The organism is Nisaea acidiphila (assembly GCF_024662015.1).
Taxonomy (GTDB): Bacteria; Pseudomonadota; Alphaproteobacteria; order Thalassobaculales; family Thalassobaculaceae; genus Nisaea; species Nisaea acidiphila.
Genome location: NZ_CP102480.1, coordinates 3033069 through 3051051, shown reverse-complemented (window position 1 = coordinate 3051051; position 17983 = coordinate 3033069). Strand labels below are relative to the sequence as shown.

At 64.0% G+C, this 17983-nt stretch carries 16 protein-coding genes; 12 read left to right on the top strand and 4 right to left on the bottom strand.

Annotation, left to right across the window (positions count from 1 at the left end; translation table 11 throughout):
- The first annotated feature begins 55 nt into the window (after positions 1–55).
- From NUH88_RS14095 to NUH88_RS14060, 8 genes are all read left to right on the top strand, one after another.
- Positions 56–1237: an acetyl-CoA C-acyltransferase gene (locus NUH88_RS14095; protein WP_257767047.1), complete on the top strand. Its 1182-nt coding sequence runs from the start codon at positions 56–58 to the stop codon at positions 1235–1237.
- Positions 1238–1251: 14 nt separating this feature from the next.
- Positions 1252–2451 carry an acyl-CoA dehydrogenase family protein gene (locus NUH88_RS14090; protein ID WP_257767046.1) on the top strand — a complete coding sequence of 400 codons (1200 nt, stop codon included), beginning with the start codon at positions 1252–1254 and terminating at the stop codon, positions 2449–2451.
- A 13-nt stretch (positions 2452–2464) separates the two neighbouring features.
- Positions 2465–3607 (top strand): acyl-CoA dehydrogenase family protein, encoded by a 1143-nt coding sequence (locus NUH88_RS14085; RefSeq protein WP_257767045.1) that lies wholly within the window; start codon positions 2465–2467, stop codon positions 3605–3607.
- A 221-nt stretch (positions 3608–3828) separates the two neighbouring features.
- Entirely contained in the window at positions 3829–4593 is a 765-nt protein-coding gene (locus tag NUH88_RS14080) for a class II aldolase and adducin N-terminal domain-containing protein (RefSeq protein ID WP_257767044.1), read from the top strand.
- A gap of 10 nt (positions 4594–4603) precedes the next feature.
- Complete coding sequence (locus NUH88_RS14075) at positions 4604–5242, top strand: HAD-IA family hydrolase (protein ID WP_257767043.1); 639 nt, start codon at positions 4604–4606, stop codon at positions 5240–5242.
- A 259-nt stretch (positions 5243–5501) separates the two neighbouring features.
- A complete protein-coding gene (locus NUH88_RS14070) occupies positions 5502–6056 on the top strand; it encodes a cytochrome b (RefSeq protein ID WP_257767042.1) in 555 nt (184 codons plus the stop codon).
- Between the two features lie 180 nt (positions 6057–6236).
- A complete protein-coding gene (locus NUH88_RS14065) occupies positions 6237–7325 on the top strand; it encodes a LysM peptidoglycan-binding domain-containing protein (protein ID WP_257767041.1) in 1089 nt (362 codons plus the stop codon).
- Complete coding sequence (locus NUH88_RS14060; protein ID WP_257767040.1) at positions 7297–7860, top strand: hypothetical protein; 564 nt, start codon at positions 7297–7299, stop codon at positions 7858–7860. The genes NUH88_RS14065 and NUH88_RS14060 overlap by 29 nt, the downstream gene beginning before the upstream one ends.
- A gap of 54 nt (positions 7861–7914) precedes the next feature.
- Here the strand turns inward: NUH88_RS14060 and NUH88_RS14055 are convergent, their stop codons facing one another.
- Genes NUH88_RS14055 through NUH88_RS14040 form a run of 4 tightly spaced genes read right to left on the bottom strand, consistent with a single transcriptional unit; the run spans position 7915 to position 14679 of the window.
- Positions 7915–10014, bottom strand: coding sequence for a hypothetical protein (locus tag NUH88_RS14055; RefSeq protein WP_257767039.1), 2100 nt, complete (start codon positions 10012–10014; stop codon positions 7915–7917).
- Positions 10011–12785: a DUF4159 domain-containing protein gene (locus tag NUH88_RS14050; RefSeq protein WP_257767038.1), complete on the bottom strand. Its 2775-nt coding sequence runs from the start codon at positions 12783–12785 to the stop codon at positions 10011–10013. The genes NUH88_RS14055 and NUH88_RS14050 overlap by 4 nt, the downstream gene beginning before the upstream one ends.
- A gap of 10 nt (positions 12786–12795) precedes the next feature.
- Positions 12796–13653, bottom strand: coding sequence for a DUF58 domain-containing protein (locus tag NUH88_RS14045; RefSeq protein WP_257767037.1), 858 nt, complete (start codon positions 13651–13653; stop codon positions 12796–12798).
- A 15-nt stretch (positions 13654–13668) separates the two neighbouring features.
- Positions 13669–14679, bottom strand: coding sequence for an AAA family ATPase (locus tag NUH88_RS14040; protein ID WP_257767036.1), 1011 nt, complete (start codon positions 14677–14679; stop codon positions 13669–13671).
- A gap of 82 nt (positions 14680–14761) precedes the next feature.
- On the opposite strand from NUH88_RS14040, the gene NUH88_RS14035 reads away from it, so the two are divergent.
- The 4 genes from NUH88_RS14035 to NUH88_RS14020 are packed head-to-tail and all read left to right on the top strand — an operon-like array spanning position 14762 to position 17977.
- The gene (locus tag NUH88_RS14035; protein ID WP_257767035.1) at positions 14762–15349 is read left to right on the top strand and encodes a DUF1285 domain-containing protein; all 588 of its coding nucleotides are present in this window, start codon (positions 14762–14764) and stop codon (positions 15347–15349) included.
- Positions 15346–15963, top strand: coding sequence for a CoA pyrophosphatase (locus NUH88_RS14030; RefSeq protein WP_257767034.1), 618 nt, complete (start codon positions 15346–15348; stop codon positions 15961–15963). The genes NUH88_RS14035 and NUH88_RS14030 overlap by 4 nt, the downstream gene beginning before the upstream one ends.
- 32 nt (positions 15964–15995) lie before the next feature.
- Entirely contained in the window at positions 15996–17210 is a 1215-nt protein-coding gene (locus tag NUH88_RS14025; RefSeq protein ID WP_257767033.1) for a CCA tRNA nucleotidyltransferase, read from the top strand.
- Complete coding sequence (locus NUH88_RS14020) at positions 17207–17977, top strand: 2-keto-4-pentenoate hydratase (protein ID WP_257767032.1); 771 nt, start codon at positions 17207–17209, stop codon at positions 17975–17977. The genes NUH88_RS14025 and NUH88_RS14020 overlap by 4 nt, the downstream gene beginning before the upstream one ends.
- The last annotated feature ends 6 nt before the right edge of the window (positions 17978–17983 follow it).

The following is a 17983-nucleotide window of genomic DNA, read 5'->3' as shown; positions in this document are numbered from 1 at the left end:
TTGTCGCCCTCCCCGGCTGTTCGATATGACATAGGAAAACAAATGGGAGGAAACGGTGAAAGAGGCCGTCGTTCTATCGACCGCCCGCACGGGACTGGCGAAATCCTTTCGCGGCGCGTTCAACGACACCCATGGCGCGACCATGGCCGGGCACGCACTTCAGCATGCGGTGACGCGCGCCGAGGTCGAGCCTGCCGAGATCGAGGATGTGATCCTCGGCTGCGGCCTGCCGGAAGCGGCAACGGGCAAGAACATCGCCCGGCTCTCGGCGATGCGCGCGGGCCTGCCGGTGTCCGCAGGCGGCGTCACGGTGAACCGTTTCTGCTCCTCCGGCCTGCAGGCCATCGCCATGGCGGCGCAACGCGTGATCGTCGACGGCGTGCCGGTCATGGCGGCGGGCGGCGTCGAGTCCATCAGCCTGACCCAGGCCAATCTCAATCAGACTCGGCTCGAGGAGCCCTGGCTGATCGAGCACATACCGGGCCTCTACCATTCCATGATCGAGACCGCGGACACGGTCGCGTCGCGCTACGGCATTTCCCGCGACGCGCAGGACGCGTACGCGCTGAAGAGCCAGCAGCGCACCGCCGCGGCCCAGGAGGCCGGACGGTTCGACGACGAGATCGTGCCGATCACGGTCGAGAAAGTGGTGAAGAACCGCGAGACCGGAGAGACCTCCCGCGAGACGGTCACGCTGACCAGGGACGAATGCAACCGCCCCGGCACGACGCTCGAAGGCCTGTCCGGCCTCGATCCGGTGCGCGGCGAGGGGAATTTCATCACTGCGGGCAACGCGAGCCAGCTTTCCGACGGGGCCTCTGCCTGCGTCCTGATGGACGCCAAACTCGCCGAGCAACGCAACCTTGAGCCGCTCGGCATTTTCCGCGGCCTCGCCACCGCCGGCTGCGAGCCGGACGAGATGGGGATCGGACCGGTCTTCGCCGTGCCGCGCCTGCTAGAGCGGAACGGCCTCAAGGTCGAGGATATCGATCTCTGGGAGCTGAACGAGGCCTTCGCCTCCCAGGTTCTCTATTGCCGGGACAAGCTCGGCATTCCGGACGAGAAACTGAATGTCAACGGCGGCTCGATCTCGATCGGCCATCCCTACGGGATGACCGGCTCGCGAATGGTCGGGCACGCTCTCATCGAGGGCAGGCGCCGGGGCGCGAGATATGTAGTGACCACGATGTGCGTCGGCGGCGGCATGGGCGTCGCCGGCCTCTTCGAAGTGGCGTAAGGGAGCTGAATGAAATGGATCTGAACTTCACCCCGGAGGAACTGGCCTTCCGCGAGGAAGTGCGCACCTTCCTGAAGTCCAAACTGCCGGACGATATCAGGGCAAAGATCAAGGGCGGCAAGCGTCTCGTGAAGGACGACTATTTCCGCTGGCACAAGGCACTCTCCGAGCAGGGCTGGCTCGGCTCGAACTGGCCGACGGAATATGGCGGGCCGGGCTGGGATCCGGTGCGTAAGCACATCTTCGAAGAGGAATGCTACGCCTACGGCGCGCCGCGCATCCTGCCGTTCGGCGTCAACATGGTCGCGCCCGTCATCATGAAGTTCGGCAACCAGGCGCAGAAGGACTATTACCTCCCGCGCATCCTCGACCTCACCGACTGGTGGTGCCAAGGTTATTCCGAGCCGGGCTCCGGCTCCGACCTCGCCTCGCTCCGGACCAGCGCGGTGCGCGAGGGCGACCATTACATCATCAACGGCCAGAAGACCTGGACCACGCTCGGCCAGCATGCCGACATGATCTTCTGCCTGGTGCGCACCAATCCGGATGCGGCCAAGCCTCAGGAAGGCATCTCCTTCATTCTGGTCGACATGAACACGCCCGGCGTCACCGTCCGCCCGATCATCCTGCTCGAAGGCGAGCACGAGGTGAACGAGGTCTGGTTCGACAATGTGAAGGTCCCGGCCGAGAACCTCGTCGGTGAGGAGAACAAGGGCTGGACCTACGCCAAGTACCTGCTCACCCACGAGCGCACCGGAATCGCCAATGTCGGCTCCTCCAAGGCGGCGCTGCTGCATCTGAAAGCGATTGCCCGCGACCAGGTGAAGAACGGCCGCCCGCTGATCGAGGACCCGCTGTTCCGCAACCGGATCGCCAAGGTCGAGATCGACCTGATGGCGCATGAAATGACCAATCTGCGCGTGCTCGCCGAGGTGCAGTCCGGCGGGGCGCCGGGGCTGGAAAGCTCGATCCTGAAAATCCGCGGCACCGAGATCCGGCAGGAGATCACGGATCTCGCGCGCCGCGCGATCGGCCCCTACGCGATGCCGTTCCAGTCGGAAGCGCTCGACGAGGGCTTCAACGGCGAGCCGGTCGGCCCCGACTATGCCGCGCCGATCGCCCAGCAGTATTTCAACATGCGCAAGCTCAGCATCTATGGCGGGTCGAACGAGATCCAGAAGAACATCATCGCCAAGGCCGGGCTCGGACTCTAAGGGATTACAGGAAATGGATTTTTCGCTCAGCGAAGAGCAGCGCATGCTCAAGGACACGGTCGAGCGGCTGGTACGCGAGACCTACGATTTCGAGAAGCGGCAGAAGATCGCCGCGAGTGAAGAGGGCTTCTCCCGCGATGTCTGGGGCCAGCTCGCCGAACTCGGCATGCTTGGCGTGCCCTTCGCGGAAGAATTCGGCGGTCTCGGCAGCGGCGGTGTCGACCTGATGATCCTCGGCGAGGCCATGGGCCGCGGGTTGGTGGTCGAGCCTTATCTGTCCACCGTCGTGCTCGGCGGCGGGCTGATCGATCTGCTCGGCTCCGCGGAACAGAAAGAAAGCCTGCTGAACGCCGTTGTTGGCGGCGAGACACTGCTCGCCTTCGCCCACGGCGAGCCGGACAGCCGTTACGAGCCGGCGCATGTCCGCTGCAAGGCCGAGAAGACAGGCGGCGGCTGGACGCTTACAGGCCGCAAGTCCGTGGTGTTGAACGGTGCGGCGGCGGATCAGCTGATCGTCTCCGCCCGGATCTCCGGCGGGCATGACGATGAAGACGGCATCGGCCTCTTCCTGGTCGGCAAGGACGCCGCGAATCTAAAGGTCCACGGCACGCCCGGTATCGACGGCACCCATGTCGCCGAGATCGCGCTCGACGGGGTCGAGGTCGGCGCGGACGCCGTGCTCGGCACGCCGGGAGCCTGCTTTGCGGCGATCGAGGAGGTGATGGCCCGCGCCATCGTCATGCTCGCGGGCGAAGCGGTCGGCGCGATGGAAGTCGCGGTCGAGACCACTGTCGAGTATCTGAAGACCCGCAAGCAGTTCGGTAAGGCGCTCAGCCAGTTCCAGGTGCTGCAGCACCGGGCCGTCGACATGCGGATCTCGCTGGAGCAGGCGAAGTCACTGGCGGTCCTCGCGGCCGCCCGCCTCGGCGAGCCGCGCGCCGTGCGCGAGATGGCAATCAGCGCCGCCAAAGCCGGGATCGGCCAGCATGCCCGCATCGTCGGCGAGTTGGCAATCCAGCTCCATGGCGGTATTGGCATGACCTGGGAAGTGCCGGTCGCGCATTACGCCAAGCGCCTGGTGATGATCGACCACCTGTTCGGCGATACGGACCACCATCTCGAGCGCTTCGCGGCACTCTCTGACGCGGCTGCGTAAGCGTTCACAGCCCAATAGAAGGGCGTCATTCCGCCGGATCGGGAGCGTCGCGAACAGGCGCGCTTCCACCGGGCCGGCCGGCCACACATCGGCGGCGGCTCAAGTGACTCCGGAGAAAGACATAACCCCCGCTAATCGCAGCTTTCGCATTTTTGCAGTGGCGAACGGCGCGCGGGAAAGGCAGGCTGGGCGCAATCGCCCACCCCTTCGGGAGACCTCCCATGACCAGCCCCGTCGCCCTCACCCCGAAAAGCAATCTCGGCTACTGGCCGGAGCGCGTCGATCTCGCCGCAGCCTTCCGCTGGACAGAGCGGCTCGACATGCATGAAGGGGTGGCGAACCATTTCTCGCTCGCGGTGAACGAGGACGGCACCCGCTTCCTGATGAACCCGAATCAGATGCATTTCGCCCGCATCAAGGCCTCGGACCTGCTGGAGCTGGACGCCAACGACCCGGAGGTGCTGGACCGTCCCGGCGCGCCGGACCCGACCGCCTGGGGCCTGCACGGCTCGATCCACCGGCGCTGCCCCCATGCGCGCTGCGTCATGCATGTCCACTCCATCCACGCCACCGTGCTGGCCAGCCTGAAGGACAGCCGCCTGCCGCCGATCGACCAAAATTGCGCGACCTTCTTCAACCGCATGGTGATCGACGACCATTACGGCGGGCTTGCCTTCGAGGAAGAGGGCGAGCGCTGCGCCGCGCTGCTGACGGACCCGAAGGTGAAGGTCATGGTGATGGGCAATCACGGCATCCTCGTCATCGGGGAGACCGTCGCCGACACCTTCAACCGGCTCTATTATTTCGAGCGTGCCGCCGAGACATATATCCGCGCCCTGCAGACCGGCATGGAGCTGCGCGTGCTGCCGGACGACATTGCCGAGAAGACCGCGCAGGAGCTGGAAAGTTACCCGGACCAGGACCAGAAGCACCTCGCCGAGCTGAAGGCGATCCTAGACGAGGAAGGCTCGAACTACGCGGCCTGAGAGGGATCTCTTGGCGGAAATCTGCGTCATCTTCGATCTCGACGGCACGCTGGTCGACAGCGAGACCCTCTGCAACCAGGCATTCCTCGACCTCCTCCCGGAACTGAACCGGCCGGTCGAGAGCCTCGTTGCCCGCTTCCGCGGAATGCAGCTCGCCGCGATCCTCCGGGATATAGAGAGCGAGATCGGCAGGCCCCTGCCGGAGACGTTCGAGGCCGCCTACCGGGCGCAGGTATCGGCGCTGTTCGCGCGCGACCTGCGGGCGATGCCCGGCGTGCCCGATATGCTGGAGGATCTGGCGCATCCCCGCTGCATCGCGTCGAGCGGGCCGCTTCCGAAGATCCGGCAGGCGCTCGACGTCAGCGGGCTTGCCCCTCATTTCGGCGCGCACCTGTTCAGTTCCTACGAGATCGGCGTCTGGAAACCGGAACCTGGCCTCTTCCTCCACGCCGCGCGGGAGATGGGGTTCGCCCCCGAGCAATGCGTTGTGGTCGAGGACAGCGACGTCGGGGTCCGGGCCGCACTGTCCGCCGGCATGAAAGCCTTGCACTTTCTCCCGCACGGTTTGGCGACGGTACATCCGGAAGCGGAGACCTTCGACGACATGTCCCTTTTGCCGGCCATGATCGAGGCGAAGCTGGGCCGTTAGGCGGACAGGTTGCCGTCGAGGATGCGCGACGCGGAGGGCTTCAATTCGGAGAGGTAGGAGTTTCCGCCCTTTTCCCTCCCCTCCTCAATTGTTGTCATCCCCACGCAAGTGGGGACCGAGGGAAGACCGGCAAAGCTCTAAGATCCCTGAGTCCCCGTATTCGCGGGAATGACGACTTGAAGAGTGGCTGTCGCATACCCACGGATGTCGGATAAACTATCCGCCACATTTCAACACGCGTCAGGCAGAGGCCGTCCCCATGCAGCAAGACCGTTATTCCCTCCCCCAGCGCTGGCTCCACTGGATCATCGCGGCGCTGGTCCTCCCCGCGCTTGCCGCCGGCGCCCTGTTCTTCGCCCTCGGCTTCGGCGGGCTGAAAGACACTTTCGGGATGGAGACGACGAACGCGCTCTACAAGTATCACAAGACCGCCGGCGTTCTGGTCCTCGCCCTGATGCTGCTCCGCCTCGTCCTCCGGATCCGTCTCGGCGCCCCGCCGAAGCTGGAGAGCCTGACTCCGCAGGAGCGCATCCTCTCGACCGGGGTGCAGCACCTGCTCTACCTAGCGCTCTTCGCCGTCCCGACGCTCGGCTGGGCGGCGACGGCGGCGGGCGGCTATCCGGTGGAATTCTTCAGCTGGAAACTGCCGGGCCTCATCGCCAAGAACCCGCCCCTCGCGGAGGTGCTCTTCGCCCTGCACGGCCTCGCGGCCCTCGCCGTCCTCGGCCTGCTAGCGCTTCACATCGCGGGCGCACTCCGGCATTGGCTGATCAAGAAGGACGGGGTGATGCGGCGCATGAGTTTGTTTGGGTAAAAACCATCAGACCTGGCCGAACTTATCAGACGCAAACTACTAACCGACGTGAGCAAGGTACGTTCGACCGTAGATTTGTTTCACTTTTCGAAAACTGAATCGTTGCAACAACAACCATAGAGTGATCCGATTTTGTATCGTTAGATACTGCTGTTAAATTGGCTGAAGGCATGAAATGCAATGCGCCTGACTCGCAACGCCATTGAATGCGCTCTTCTAAGTTCCATGTTCATTTTCGTCTCAGCCTCTGTGGAGGCTGTCGACGGGCCACCCAAACCTCCAAGCATGTACGTACCAGGAGTAGGTGCAGCTCAGATTTTTCAACACGGCAACAATTCCGCGAGCCAGCCAAATGTTGAGATTCTTCTTAAACCACATACCGTATCGCGCGGCGAAACAGTGTGGGGGCTCATCAACGACAATGGATTGATTCTAAACGATGACTTAATTGCGTTCTTTAAAATATCGAACAACAACTACAGCGACCCGAATCTGATTAGAACTGGAGACAAAATAAAAATACCGTACGTAAAAAATATCTCCAGCAATGAAAAATATTACATTAAATCACTAGAAAAAACGCCATTAACCGATATTCAAAATATAAACTTCAATGAACAATACCTAAAATCGCTAAGCAATGATTATAATTTTCAACGCGACCTAGACAACATTAACTCCTCAATTGATATAATCTCAAAAAACATGGACACAATACCGCCTGAATTTCGAAAAGATATATTCGATCAAATCAATGCTGCAAAAAAAATATCAGAGTATTTAGAAGAAAATTTTATAACCAAAAATGATTCAATATTTTATAATAAGAATATTTATTTCTATGATGATAATATTTTATTTAAGCACCAACTTGGCGATCTAATTCTTGCACAAAATAGTGCTTTAAAAAACATCTCTCATAGCGCCTCAATGATATCAAACAATGCTTCATTCTATCGGAATACCACTGTTTACACAAAAAATAAAACGAGCCATAAGCCAGTGTGTGGAGTATCCATTCATTTTCAAACAGAAATGGAATACCGCCTTAATTCAAAAGATAGGCCAGATAGACAATTACCAAAATTAAGCAGCCCAGCGACCGGCATAATACCCGTCGCAGAAATCCGCATTTGGGGTGAGTGGGAAAACTCGATCGTCTCTGATAAGATCTTTATTTCTCATTATCCTAGGAAGGAATTTGAAATTGATCTGCTTGTAGATGGAGGTCAAGATTGCAATGAAAGCAGCACTCTTAATTCTGATTGAAGGGGCAACGATGCTTTTTGCATCATTTGGCGGATTTCTATCCGTTGTCGCTCCGCCTCCCGGCTCCAACGACACAATTTCAGCCGTTGGCCTTGCCTCATTCGTTGCAGTTATAATTTTTGCAGTCATAAAACTCTTGCTTACACTGTGTTCAGAAAAAATAATGAGAAATGTAACAATATCATTAGCCACTGTATCTGGTATATTTTTTGTCTGTTTTGGAACTAATTATCTATATGAAATTGACCGGTCAACATTTCGATTTCCTGAACACGGAAATGATAGCGAAATATTTCTAGCCGCAGACACCCTAACTGAAGATGCCCAAACAATCATAAAAGCCGATCCAAAATTGGAGGGTGCACATGCTGCATTACTTGCAAAAGCGGGAGTAGATCAAATCCACACTATATGGCCTCCAAATGCCGTAGTCGAAAAGCGCTCCGCTCTTACAATAAAATACCTCTTTATGGTAATAACTCTTTCCCTATGCCTAGGGTTTTCAATAGAAGGACTGGCTTTGTCAAAAAAATGACTCACTTTGCTAAACCAGTTGAGTAAGAATTTGCGCTCTACATAACTTTCTGCTCTACCCCGCCTCGCGTCGCCACGCCATGATGATCCCGCCGATCACCAGCAGCAGGACGAGCACCCCCGGCAGCAGCGGCACGGTCCTGACCCCCGTCACGATATAATCCTCGTTCCGCAGCAGCCCCGCCCAGTCGCGGCCCGAGGTGGCGCGGCCGGCGCGGACGCGGCGTAGATCTGGGACACTCTCCTCGGCCCCCCAGGTGACCGAGCCGCCGGTTTGCTCGGCGAGCGGGCCGAGCCACTCGTCCGTAGTGCGGACGTCGGAAAGCTCGATCGGGTTCAGCGCGCCGACGGCGGCGAGCTTGGTCAGCACGCCGTCGGTGAAGCTGTGCAGGCCGACCTGGTCGGTGGTGAAGCTCGCCTGGCCTCGGCCGGGGCCGGTGCGGGCGAGCGGCAGGACGATCTCGCGTCCGTCCGGCAGAGTCATGGTGACGTCCGGCAGTTCGCCATCGAGCGAGCGGCGGATCACCTCGATCTCCTCGCCGCGCACCCGGACGCGGAGGTCGTTCTCCTCGAGGTCGGGTTCGCGCATCAGCCAGTGGGCGGTGCGGCGCAGCACCTCGGCCTGCGGGCCGCCGCCATCGAAACCGCGGGTCCAGAGCCACATCTGGTCGGTCAGAAGATGGGCGACGCGGCCCTCGCCGAAACGGTCGAGAACCAGCAGCGGGCGGCCTTCCGGGCCGTCCATCAGCACCACGCCGCGCAGCACGTCGGCCTCGATCTGCCGGAACCAGCGGCCCCAGCTCGCGGCCTCCGCCTCGATCCCGTCCGCGTCCAGCAGCGGGCCGCCGGGCAGATCCGCCGTCACCGGGTGGCGGTGACCGTCCATCGTGGTATGGGCGCGGAACGGCTCCTCGACGATGGCGCCGGTCGGCATCGCCGGCAGCACCTCGCCGAGCGGCGTGTTGGCGAGCGAGAGCCGCGAGGCGAAGGGCGGGCCGCTCGCCTCCAGGAAGGCGCCGCCGCCGCGCACGAACTCGACGATGTTGCGCAGATAGCTGCGCGGCAAGACGCCGCGGCGCTGGTACTGGTCGAAGATGATCAGGTCGAACTCGTCCAGCTTCAGCTCGAACAGTTCGCGCACCGGGAAGGCGATGAGGGAGAGCTCGCGGACCGGCGTGCCATCCTGCTTCTCCGGCGGGCGCAGAATGGTGAAGTGCACCAGGTCGACAGAAGGATCGGCCTTCAGCAGGTCGCGCCAGGTCCGCTCGCCCGAATGCGGGGCGCCGGAGACCAGCAGCACGCGGAGCCGGTCGCGCACCCCGTTGATGGCGAGCACCGCGCGGTTGTTCTTCTCGGTCAGCTCGTCCGGGCCGGGCCCGGCGGTGAGCTCCACGATGGTCTCGCCGCCATGCTCGATCGGGATCTCGATCTCCACCACCTGGTTGGCGCGGACCATCTGGTCCGGCCGCGCAACCCCGTCGATGGAAAGCTCCAGCGGCACGCCCGCCGCCGCGTCGGGATCCTCGATCCGGATCTTCGCGGTGACCGAGCGCCCGACGACGCCGAAGGAAGGCACATGTTCGACCACGAGGCGGCGGTCGCGCTCGCCGCGCCGGCCGCTGAGGATCACATGCAGCGGCGCGCCGAGATCGCGGCCGCGCATCTCCTCCACCCGGTCGTGGCTCTGCCCGTCGGTGATCGCGAGCACGCCCGCGAGCCGGCCCTGAGGCACGTCGTCCAGCACGTCACGCAACGCCGCGAAAAGCCGGGTGCCGTCGCGCCCGCTGCCGGCCCGCGCCCGTCCGCCCTCAAGCGACACCACGCGCAGGTCGAGATCCTCGAACCGCTCAAGCTGGGCCGTCAGATCCTCCGCTATCTGGGAGGCCCGGACCGAACGGCCGTCGATGCTCTGGCTGGTGCTCTCGTCGAGCAGCAGCACCGCGACGTCGTTGCGCGGATCCCGGTCCTCCGCAATCAGGTAGGGATTGGCGAGCCCTGCAATCAGCACGGCGAGCGCCAGCGTCCGCCAGACGGCGCCGCGCCCGCGCATGGTGGCGGTATAGATCACCAGCGCCAGCCCGACCGCGCCGAGCGCCGCGATCGCCCACCAGGGGATCATCGGCGAAAAATCGAGGCCGACGGCGGATCCGATCATTGGCCCAACCTTTCGAGGATCGCCGGGACATGCACCTGGTCGGCCTTGTAATTGCCGGTCAGCATGTACATCACGAGATTGACCCCGGAACGGAACGCCATCTCGCGCTGCAGCTCACCGCCGGGCACGACCGCATACTGGTAGAAGCCGGCATCGTCCTTGGCCCAGGCGGCGGCCCAGTCATGGCTGCCGACGATCACCGGCGAGACCTCGCTCGTGCCGTCCCCCTCGCCCTGCTGCACATAGAGCTTTCCACCCTCGTAGCGGCCCGGGAAGCTCTCCAGCAGGTAGAAGGCCTTGGTCAGGACATGGTTCTCCGGCACCGGGGCGAGCGCCGGAACGTCCAGTTCGCGCGTCAGCTCGCGCAGGCGCTGCAGGCCGGGACCGGCGCCGCTGCCGGAATCGATCCGGTCGCGGGTATCGAAGAACAGCGTGCCGCCGTTGCGCATATAGAGATTGAGCCGCGCCACCCCGTTCGGCGTCAGCTCCGACTGGGCCGAGGTGATCGGCCAGTAGAGCAGCGGGAAGAGCGAGAGCTCGTCCACCTCGACATCGACGGCCATGGGCTCCAGCGGTTCCACCGCCGTGCGCTGGGTCAGCACCTCGCTGAGGCTGCTGAGACCTGAGCGGCTGATCTCGTCGACCGCCGGGTCGCCGGTCAGGACATAGGCGAGCCGTGTCGCCAGCGCCGCCCGCATGATCCAGCGGTCCTCTTCGCTCATGGAGGAGGGATCGAAGCCCGTGCTCTGGGCCGAGGCCGCGAGCGGCACGGCCGCAAGGCCCGCCGCTAGCAGCAGCATCGCCGCCGTCTCCCGCACCCGCGCATTGCCGACACCGGGCACCAGTCCGCACATCACCAGTGTGACGATGAAATCCAGCAGCAGCAGGATGACCGCCGCCGTCAACGCCCAGGGGGCGAGGTCCAGTTCGTCGCCGCCGCCGTAACTCACCCGCTCCGCACCGGCCGGCACGGTTGCGAGCGGCTGCATCTTCGCCGCCTCCGGCCCGAGATTGACCGCCGTGCGCGACAGTTCGCTGCCGTAATAGCCCGGCGGATGCTCGAAATCGACTTCCGCCGCCTCGCCCTTCACGAAGGAGAGCGAGCGGGCACTTGCCGGCGGCTGACCGAGCTCACCGAAGCCGTCGAGCGTCTCCACCGGCGGCACCGCGCCCTCACCCGCCCGTTCGCCGACGCCGGCGCTGACCGCGACGATGCGGCGGAGCATCTCGACGAAGGCGCCGGAGAGCGAAAGGTCGCTCCAGTCGGTGTTCGCCGTGGTGTGGAACAGCACGATTCGCCCGTCGCCCACCGCCTTCGCGGTGACGATCGGCGTGCCGTCGACAAGGCTGGCCCAGGTCCGGTCCGCAAGCTCGATCGACGGCTCGGCGAGGACCTGCTTGTAAATCAGCACATTGTCGTAATCCGGCAGGTCGGCGAAAGGCGTCTCGCCCTCGAACGGCGCGAGCGCGGCCGGCTCCGACCAGGAAAGCACGCCGCCGAGCGAGCGGTCGCCGCCGCGCAGGCGCACCGGCAGCAGCTCGGACTCGCCGAGGCCGCGATTTTCCAGGCTGGCCGCGGCAAGGCGCGGACCGGCGAAGCGGATCAGCGTGCCGCCCTTCTCCACCCAGTCGAATAGCCGCTGTTTCTCGCCCGGCGGCAGCAAGCCGGTATCGGGCAGCGCGATCACCGAGATGTCGCGCTCCAGGAAATCGGACATGGTGCCGCGGCTGACCTCGCTGAAAGGCGCCAACGCCCGGTCGAGGAAGAACATTTCCTCCAGCAGCGGCTGGGATTCCGCGAAGCCGGATCCCGCGACGAGGCCGACCGGCCGGCGCCGAAAGCTTTCATCCAGTAGGGCGACGGAGGCGGCCCCCGGAAGATCTTCCAGTTCCAGGCGCGCCAGCTCGTTGCGGAGCTCCAGCGGCAGCTCCACATCCACTTCCGCCGCGGGTTCGCCTTCCGCGAAGGTGGCGATCGCGCGGGTCAGCACCCGTCCGTCCGTGGCAGCCGCGCGGATATTGACGATCTGCTGCGCGCCCGCGCCGAGCCGCGTCACCCGGGCGGTCAGCGCATTGCCCTCGCCGATCCGCGCGGTGAGCGCCATCGGCGGCTCTCCGCCCTCGTAGATCGTCAGGCCGCCGAAGCGGATCAGCCGCTCGGCAAGCGCCGCGTCCTCCGCATCCTCGACCCCGTCGGCGAGCCAGAAGATCGAGGCCGGGCGCTGGATCGACGCTGCCTCGATGTGCTCCGCCGCGACGGCCGGGACGCTGGCCCAGGGTTGCGGGGCAAGCCCATTGACGAAAGTGCGGGCATCCTCCGGCGCCATCAGGCCGCCGCGTTCCAGAGCCGCCGATTCCGACAGCGCGGTCGGAAAGACCGCGACCTCGCGTCCCGCCCGGCCGGCCCGTTCGATCAGATCGAGCGCCGCCGCCTTGCGGTCCGGCCAGCCGGGCGCGGAGGCCCAGCCGTTATCCACCACGATCACCACCGTACCGTCGCCCTCAAGATCCTGCTTGGCCCCGATCAGCGGCTGCGCGAGGGCGAGGATGACCAAAGTCGCGAACAGCAGGCGCAGCAACAGCAGCCACCAGGGCGTGCGGTCCGGGGTCTCTTCCGGGGATTGCAGCCCGTAGAGCAGCCGGATCGCCGGGAAGGCGACAGTGCGCGGGGCCGGCGGCGTGATCCGGATCAGGAGCCAGATCGCCGGCAGCACGATCAGGCCGGCGAGCAGCCAGGGCGCGGCGAAGGCGAGCGGGCCGAGACTCAGCATGGCGTCTCCCTCACCCGTCCTGCCGCGTCATCGCGGCATAGAGTTGAAGGAGCGCGGATTCCGGCGTCTCCGTCGTCACGTGCTGGGCGAAGAACCAACCCGCGCGGCGGCAGGCATCCTTCAGCTGTGCGCGATGCCGCGCGAGTTTCTGGACATAGGCCTCGCGCACGGTATCAGCCCGGCGCAGCAGGTGCGCGGTCTCGGACTCGGTGCCCTCGAAGCGGATCCGTCCCTGGAACGGAAAGGCCTCCTCGGCGGGGTCCGTCACCTGCAGCAGGAAGCCCTGGATGCCGGAAGCCGCGTAATGACCAATGATGTCGGCATAATCCCGGGCCGGTTCCATGAAATCGGAAACCAGCACCATCGCCGCATGCCGCGGCAGATGCTCCAGCGCGGGACGGCTGGCCGCGCTGTCCCGGGCATTCTCCATCGTGTTGGCGAAAATATTGAGGCCGTTGCGTCCGCCGCGCGGCGGCGTTCCCTCGCCCAGCAGCGCGATCCGCTCGCCCGCCTCGATCAACAGAGCTCCGAGCGCCAGCACGATGAGGTCGGTGCGCACCGCCTTCTCCGGCAGGGCGCGATCCGAGGCGAAACGCATGGAGGGCGAGGCGTCGCGCCAGATCCAGATGCTCTGGGAGGCTTCCCATTCGGTCTCGCGGACATAGACCTCGTCGCTGCGCGCGGTCCGGCGCCAGTCGATCCGGCGCACCGAGTCCGTTACCTGGTAGGGGCGGAACTGCCAGAAGGCCTCGCCCATGCCGACCCGGCGTCGGCCGTGCATGCCCTGCGAGACGGTCGCGGCCACCCGCTCCGCCGCGACGAGCAGCGGGGAGAATTTACCGGCGAGTTCCTCTGCGTGATGACGCATTCAGGGCGCCCCGGCTCAGCGATAGTCGGCCAGCAGCCGCTGGATGATGTCGTCGAGGGACACGCCCTCGGCGCGGGCCGCGAAATTCAGCGCCATACGATGCCGGAGCACGGGCGGCGCCAGTTCGAGCACATCTTCGACCGACGGCGAGAGACGGCCGTCGAGCACGGCGCGGGCACGGACGGCGAGCATGAGCGCCTGGCTCGCGCGCGGTCCGGGGCCCCAGGCCACATGCCGCTTCACCTCGTCCACCTCGGTCGTCTCCAGGCGCCCGGAGCGCACGATGCCCAGGATCGCCTCCACAACGCTCTCGCCGACCGGGATCTGGCGCAGCAGCTTCTGCGCCTCGATCAGTTCCGGGCCGCTCAGCACCGGCTCCACCTTCGCCTCGTCGCTGCCGGTCGTGGCCAGCAGCATGCGGCGCTCGGCATCATGGTCCGGATAGCCGACATCGATCTGCAGCAGGAAGCGGTCTAGCTGAGCTTCGGGCAGCGGGTAGGTGCCTTCCTGCTCCAGCGGGTTCTGGGTCGCGAGCACGAGGAAAGGTGCCGGCAGGTCATAGGTATGGCCGCCGACAGACACCGTCCGCTCCTGCATCGCCTGCAGCAGCGCCGACTGGGTCCTCGGGCTGGCGCGGTTGATCTCGTCCGCCATCAGGATCTGGGCGAAGACCGGCCCCTTCACGAAACGGAAATGGCGCTTGCCGTCGTCCGATTCCTCGAGGATCTCGGCGCCGATGATGTCGGCCGGCATCAGGTCCGGCGTACACTGGATCCGTTTGTCATCGAGGCCGAGGACGGTGCCGAGGGTCTCGACGAGGCGTGTCTTGGCGAGGCCCGGAACGCCGATCAGCAACGCATGGCCGCCGGCGAGCACCGTGGTCAGGGTCTGGTCGACGACGTCGCGCTGGCCGAAGATCACCGTCTCTATCTGGGCCCGCGCCTTGGCCATGCGGGCGCCGAGGGCATCGATTTTTTCGACGGTCTCGGTTTCGAGCCGATGATCGAGAGTGGAGGAATTGGTCATGGACTCTATACTTCCTTCTAATCAATGGCCCGCCGGAATTGGCCGGCGCACGCCGAAGAACCCATAGAAGCAGCCATTACCGATGACCGCATCGAACGCGTCTTCCGATGTCCCCCCATCATCAGATCAGTTAGAGCGTATCGCAGCCGGCGCAACTGGCAAACCGGAACCGCGCAAACAGACCGATATGGGCCATTACGGAATCCGGATTTCAAGCGACGGCACCTGGTATCATCTTGGCACTCCTATCAAACGGCTCCCACTGGTGAAGCTGTTCGCCACCGTGCTCCACCGCGACGAGGATGGCGGCTATTCGCTTCGCACCCCGGTCGAACGCGGCCGAATCACGGTCGACGACGCTCCTTTCACCATTGTCGAGGCATGGTACGACGACGATGGCTCTCCTGAGATGACAAGTCCGAGACTCATGCTCCGGACAAACCTTGACCGCATTGTGGCCGCCGGGCCTGAGCACCGGATTCGCGTCGAGACCTGTCCGGAAACGGGTGAACCGCGTCCCTATATAGATACCGGAAACGGTCTGGACGCCTTGATTGTGAGATCGGTTTTTTACGATCTGGTTAATCAGGCGGTTACACTGGAGCGCGACGGGGACACGATACTCGGTCTCTGGAGCGGGGGCGTGTTTCACGAGTTGGGGTCGATATGACCGGCATTTTTGACATCGCGAGACTGCGCGACACTTTGCGGAACGCCGAGGAAACAGGTCACGGGCGCGGCGATCACGATCTCAATCCGGGCATGGAGGTCACGGCGCGCCGCAGACCGGCGGCGGTGCTGATCCCCGTGGTCGAGCGGGAGGACGGCCTGACCCTGCTCTTTACCCGCCGATCGGACGATCTCCCGGTCCATCCGGGCCAGATCAGCTTTCCCGGGGGCCGCGCGGAAGCAGAGGATGCCGGCCCCGCCGATACGGCGCTCCGGGAGACGGAGGAAGAAATCGGCGTGCACCGCCGGCATGTCGAGGTGATCGGCCAGCTCGAACTCTACCGGACCCGGACAGGGTTCGAGATCACTCCCGTCATCGGCCTGCTAACCCCGCCTTTCGAGATGAAGGCGGACCCGATGGAAGTACAGGAGATCTTCGAGGTTCCGCTGCCGTTCTTTCTCGACCGCGCCAACCATCAGCGGCACAGCCGGGAATGGAACAACCAGATGCGTAGCTTCTACGCGATGCCATATGGCGATTATTACATCTGGGGCGCGACGGCGGGCATGCTGGTGAATTTCGTCGATGTCCTGCTGCCCCGCGTCGATGCCTGAGTCGCGCATCTGAGCTTCCGGACCCAAAAACCATGCGCATTCCCCCGCAAACCTGGATGACCGCGCCCGAGACCCGGGCCGTGATGGATATCCTGAACCGCGACGGCGACATGGCGCGGTTCGTCGGCGGCTGCGTGCGCAGTGCGGTGCTGGATCTGCCGATCGCCGATGTCGATATCGCCACGCGCTACAATCCGGAAACGGTGACGAAGATCCTTGAGGCCGAGGGAATCCGGGTGGTTCCAACCGGTCTGGAGCACGGAACCGTCACAGCTGTGGTCAATCACGAGCATTTCGAGATCACCACGCTCAGGCTCGATGTCGAGACCGACGGGAGGCGGGCCGTTGTTGCCTTCACGGAGGATTGGCGAGAAGACGCGGCGCGGCGCGATTTCACCATGAACGCCATGTTCATGCGCCCCGACGGCAGCCTCGACGATCCCTTCGGCGGGCACAGCGATGCGCTGGCAGGGAAAGTCCGCTTTGTCGGCGATCCGGTGACCCGCATTCGCGAAGATGTGCTGAGGATTCTGCGCTTCTTCCGCTTCCATGCCCATTACGGCCGGGGCGCGATCGATCCGGCCGGGCTCCATGCCTGCCACGAGACGGCGCCGCTCATCAGAGAGCTATCCGGTGAAAGGATCCGCGTCGAGTTCCTGAAGCTGCTCGTCGCGCCGTCGCCACTCTCCGTGCTGGAAATCATGGAGAAATCCGGCGTATTGCCGGTCTTCCTGCCCGGCCCATACGACTTCGAGACCCTGTCACGGCTGATCGCGTTCGGCTCGAGGACGCCGGACCCGGTGCTGCGGCTGGCGGCCTTCGCGCCCGAACGCGCCGACCAGGCCTTCCGGGCCTCGGAACGGATGCGGTTCTCGAATGCGGAGGCCGCGCGCTTTCACACGCTCTCCACGACCGAGCTGGCTCCGCTGCCTGAGGAGGCGGCGGCGCGGCGTGAAATCTACCGTCACGGCAATGCCCTGTTCGAAGACCTGATACGTCTGCAGGCCGCGAGGGGCGTCCTCGACCTACGGCATGCGGAGCGTCTCCGCACACTGTCTGCACATTGGCCAAAACCGGAGTTGCCGGTGCGCGGCGCCGATCTGGTGAAAATGGGACTTGCCGCGGGCCCTGCAGTCGGAGAGGCTCTGCGCCGGCTGGAAGCCTGGTGGATCGCCGGGGATTTCGCCCCGGATCGCGAGACCTGTCTCGCCGAGACACGCCGGATCATCGCCGAGGAATCGAAATGACAGACAAGATCACCCGCACCGCCGAGCGCATAGCTTCCGCATTCGAGAGCCGCACGCCGATCGACGCCATCCCCGACGGGGACGCGCCGACGACCCAGAAAGAGGCTTTCGCGATCCAGGATTCGGCATTCGCCTTGCTCGGCCGCACGCCGGGTGCCTGGAAAGTCGGCGGCAGCCCCGGGACCGATCCGACCGCGGCGCCGATCGCCGCAGCCAAACTCTATCCGTCGGGTCAGGTCCTGGCGTCAGCGGAACATCGCAATTTCGGCGTCGAGGCGGAAATCGCCTTTCGCCTCGGCCGCGATTTGCCGACCCGAGACGCGCCGTACACACCAGAGGAACTGCGGGATGCCGTCTCCAGTCTGATCGTCGTCATCGAGGTCGTCGAATCCCGGCTGCAGGACTGGCCCGAGGTCGATCCGCTCTGGGCATTGATGGACTTCCAGGCGAATGACTCGCTCGTACAGGGGACCGAAATCCCTGTTCCACCCGCGCTCGATTTCGCCAGCCAGCCGGTGCGGCTGCTCTTCGACGGCGCGCCCGCCTTCGAAGGTACGGGCACGTTCAAGGGCGGCGATCCCTTCACGCTCATGGCCTGGCTTGCCAATCACGCGCAGGAGCGGACCGGCGCCATGGCCGGCCGTGGGCTGAAGGCCGGGGACGTCATTACCACCGGATCGTGGAACGGCATTTCCTTCGCAGGGCCGGGCGTGGCGGCACGGGTCGAATTTCCGGGACTGGGGGAAGCGGAGATGCGCTTCGCCTGAAGCGCG

What these genes read in the sequence shown, in the direction of transcription:
- NUH88_RS14090 (WP_257767046.1), top strand. Translation starts at nt 1,252, where the DNA reads ATGGATCTGAACTTCACCCCGGAGGAACTGGCCTTCCGCGAGGAAGTG.
- NUH88_RS14085 (WP_257767045.1), top strand. Translation starts at nt 2,465, where the DNA reads ATGGATTTTTCGCTCAGCGAAGAGCAGCGCATGCTCAAGGACACGGTC.
- NUH88_RS14080 (WP_257767044.1), top strand. Translation starts at nt 3,829, where the DNA reads ATGACCAGCCCCGTCGCCCTCACCCCGAAAAGCAATCTCGGCTACTGG.
- NUH88_RS14070 (WP_257767042.1), top strand. Translation starts at nt 5,502, where the DNA reads ATGCAGCAAGACCGTTATTCCCTCCCCCAGCGCTGGCTCCACTGGATC.
- NUH88_RS14065 (WP_257767041.1), top strand. Translation starts at nt 6,237, where the DNA reads ATGCGCCTGACTCGCAACGCCATTGAATGCGCTCTTCTAAGTTCCATG.
- NUH88_RS14060 (WP_257767040.1), top strand. Translation starts at nt 7,297, where the DNA reads ATGAAAGCAGCACTCTTAATTCTGATTGAAGGGGCAACGATGCTTTTT.
- NUH88_RS14055 (WP_257767039.1), bottom strand. Translation starts at nt 10,014, where the DNA reads ATGATCGGATCCGCCGTCGGCCTCGATTTTTCGCCGATGATCCCCTGG.
- NUH88_RS14050 (WP_257767038.1), bottom strand. Translation starts at nt 12,785, where the DNA reads ATGCTGAGTCTCGGCCCGCTCGCCTTCGCCGCGCCCTGGCTGCTCGCC.
- NUH88_RS14045 (WP_257767037.1), bottom strand. Translation starts at nt 13,653, where the DNA reads ATGCGTCATCACGCAGAGGAACTCGCCGGTAAATTCTCCCCGCTGCTC.
- NUH88_RS14040 (WP_257767036.1), bottom strand. Translation starts at nt 14,679, where the DNA reads ATGACCAATTCCTCCACTCTCGATCATCGGCTCGAAACCGAGACCGTC.
- NUH88_RS14035 (WP_257767035.1), top strand. Translation starts at nt 14,762, where the DNA reads ATGACCGCATCGAACGCGTCTTCCGATGTCCCCCCATCATCAGATCAG.
- NUH88_RS14030 (WP_257767034.1), top strand. Translation starts at nt 15,346, where the DNA reads ATGACCGGCATTTTTGACATCGCGAGACTGCGCGACACTTTGCGGAAC.
- NUH88_RS14025 (WP_257767033.1), top strand. Translation starts at nt 15,996, where the DNA reads ATGCGCATTCCCCCGCAAACCTGGATGACCGCGCCCGAGACCCGGGCC.
- NUH88_RS14020 (WP_257767032.1), top strand. Translation starts at nt 17,207, where the DNA reads ATGACAGACAAGATCACCCGCACCGCCGAGCGCATAGCTTCCGCATTC.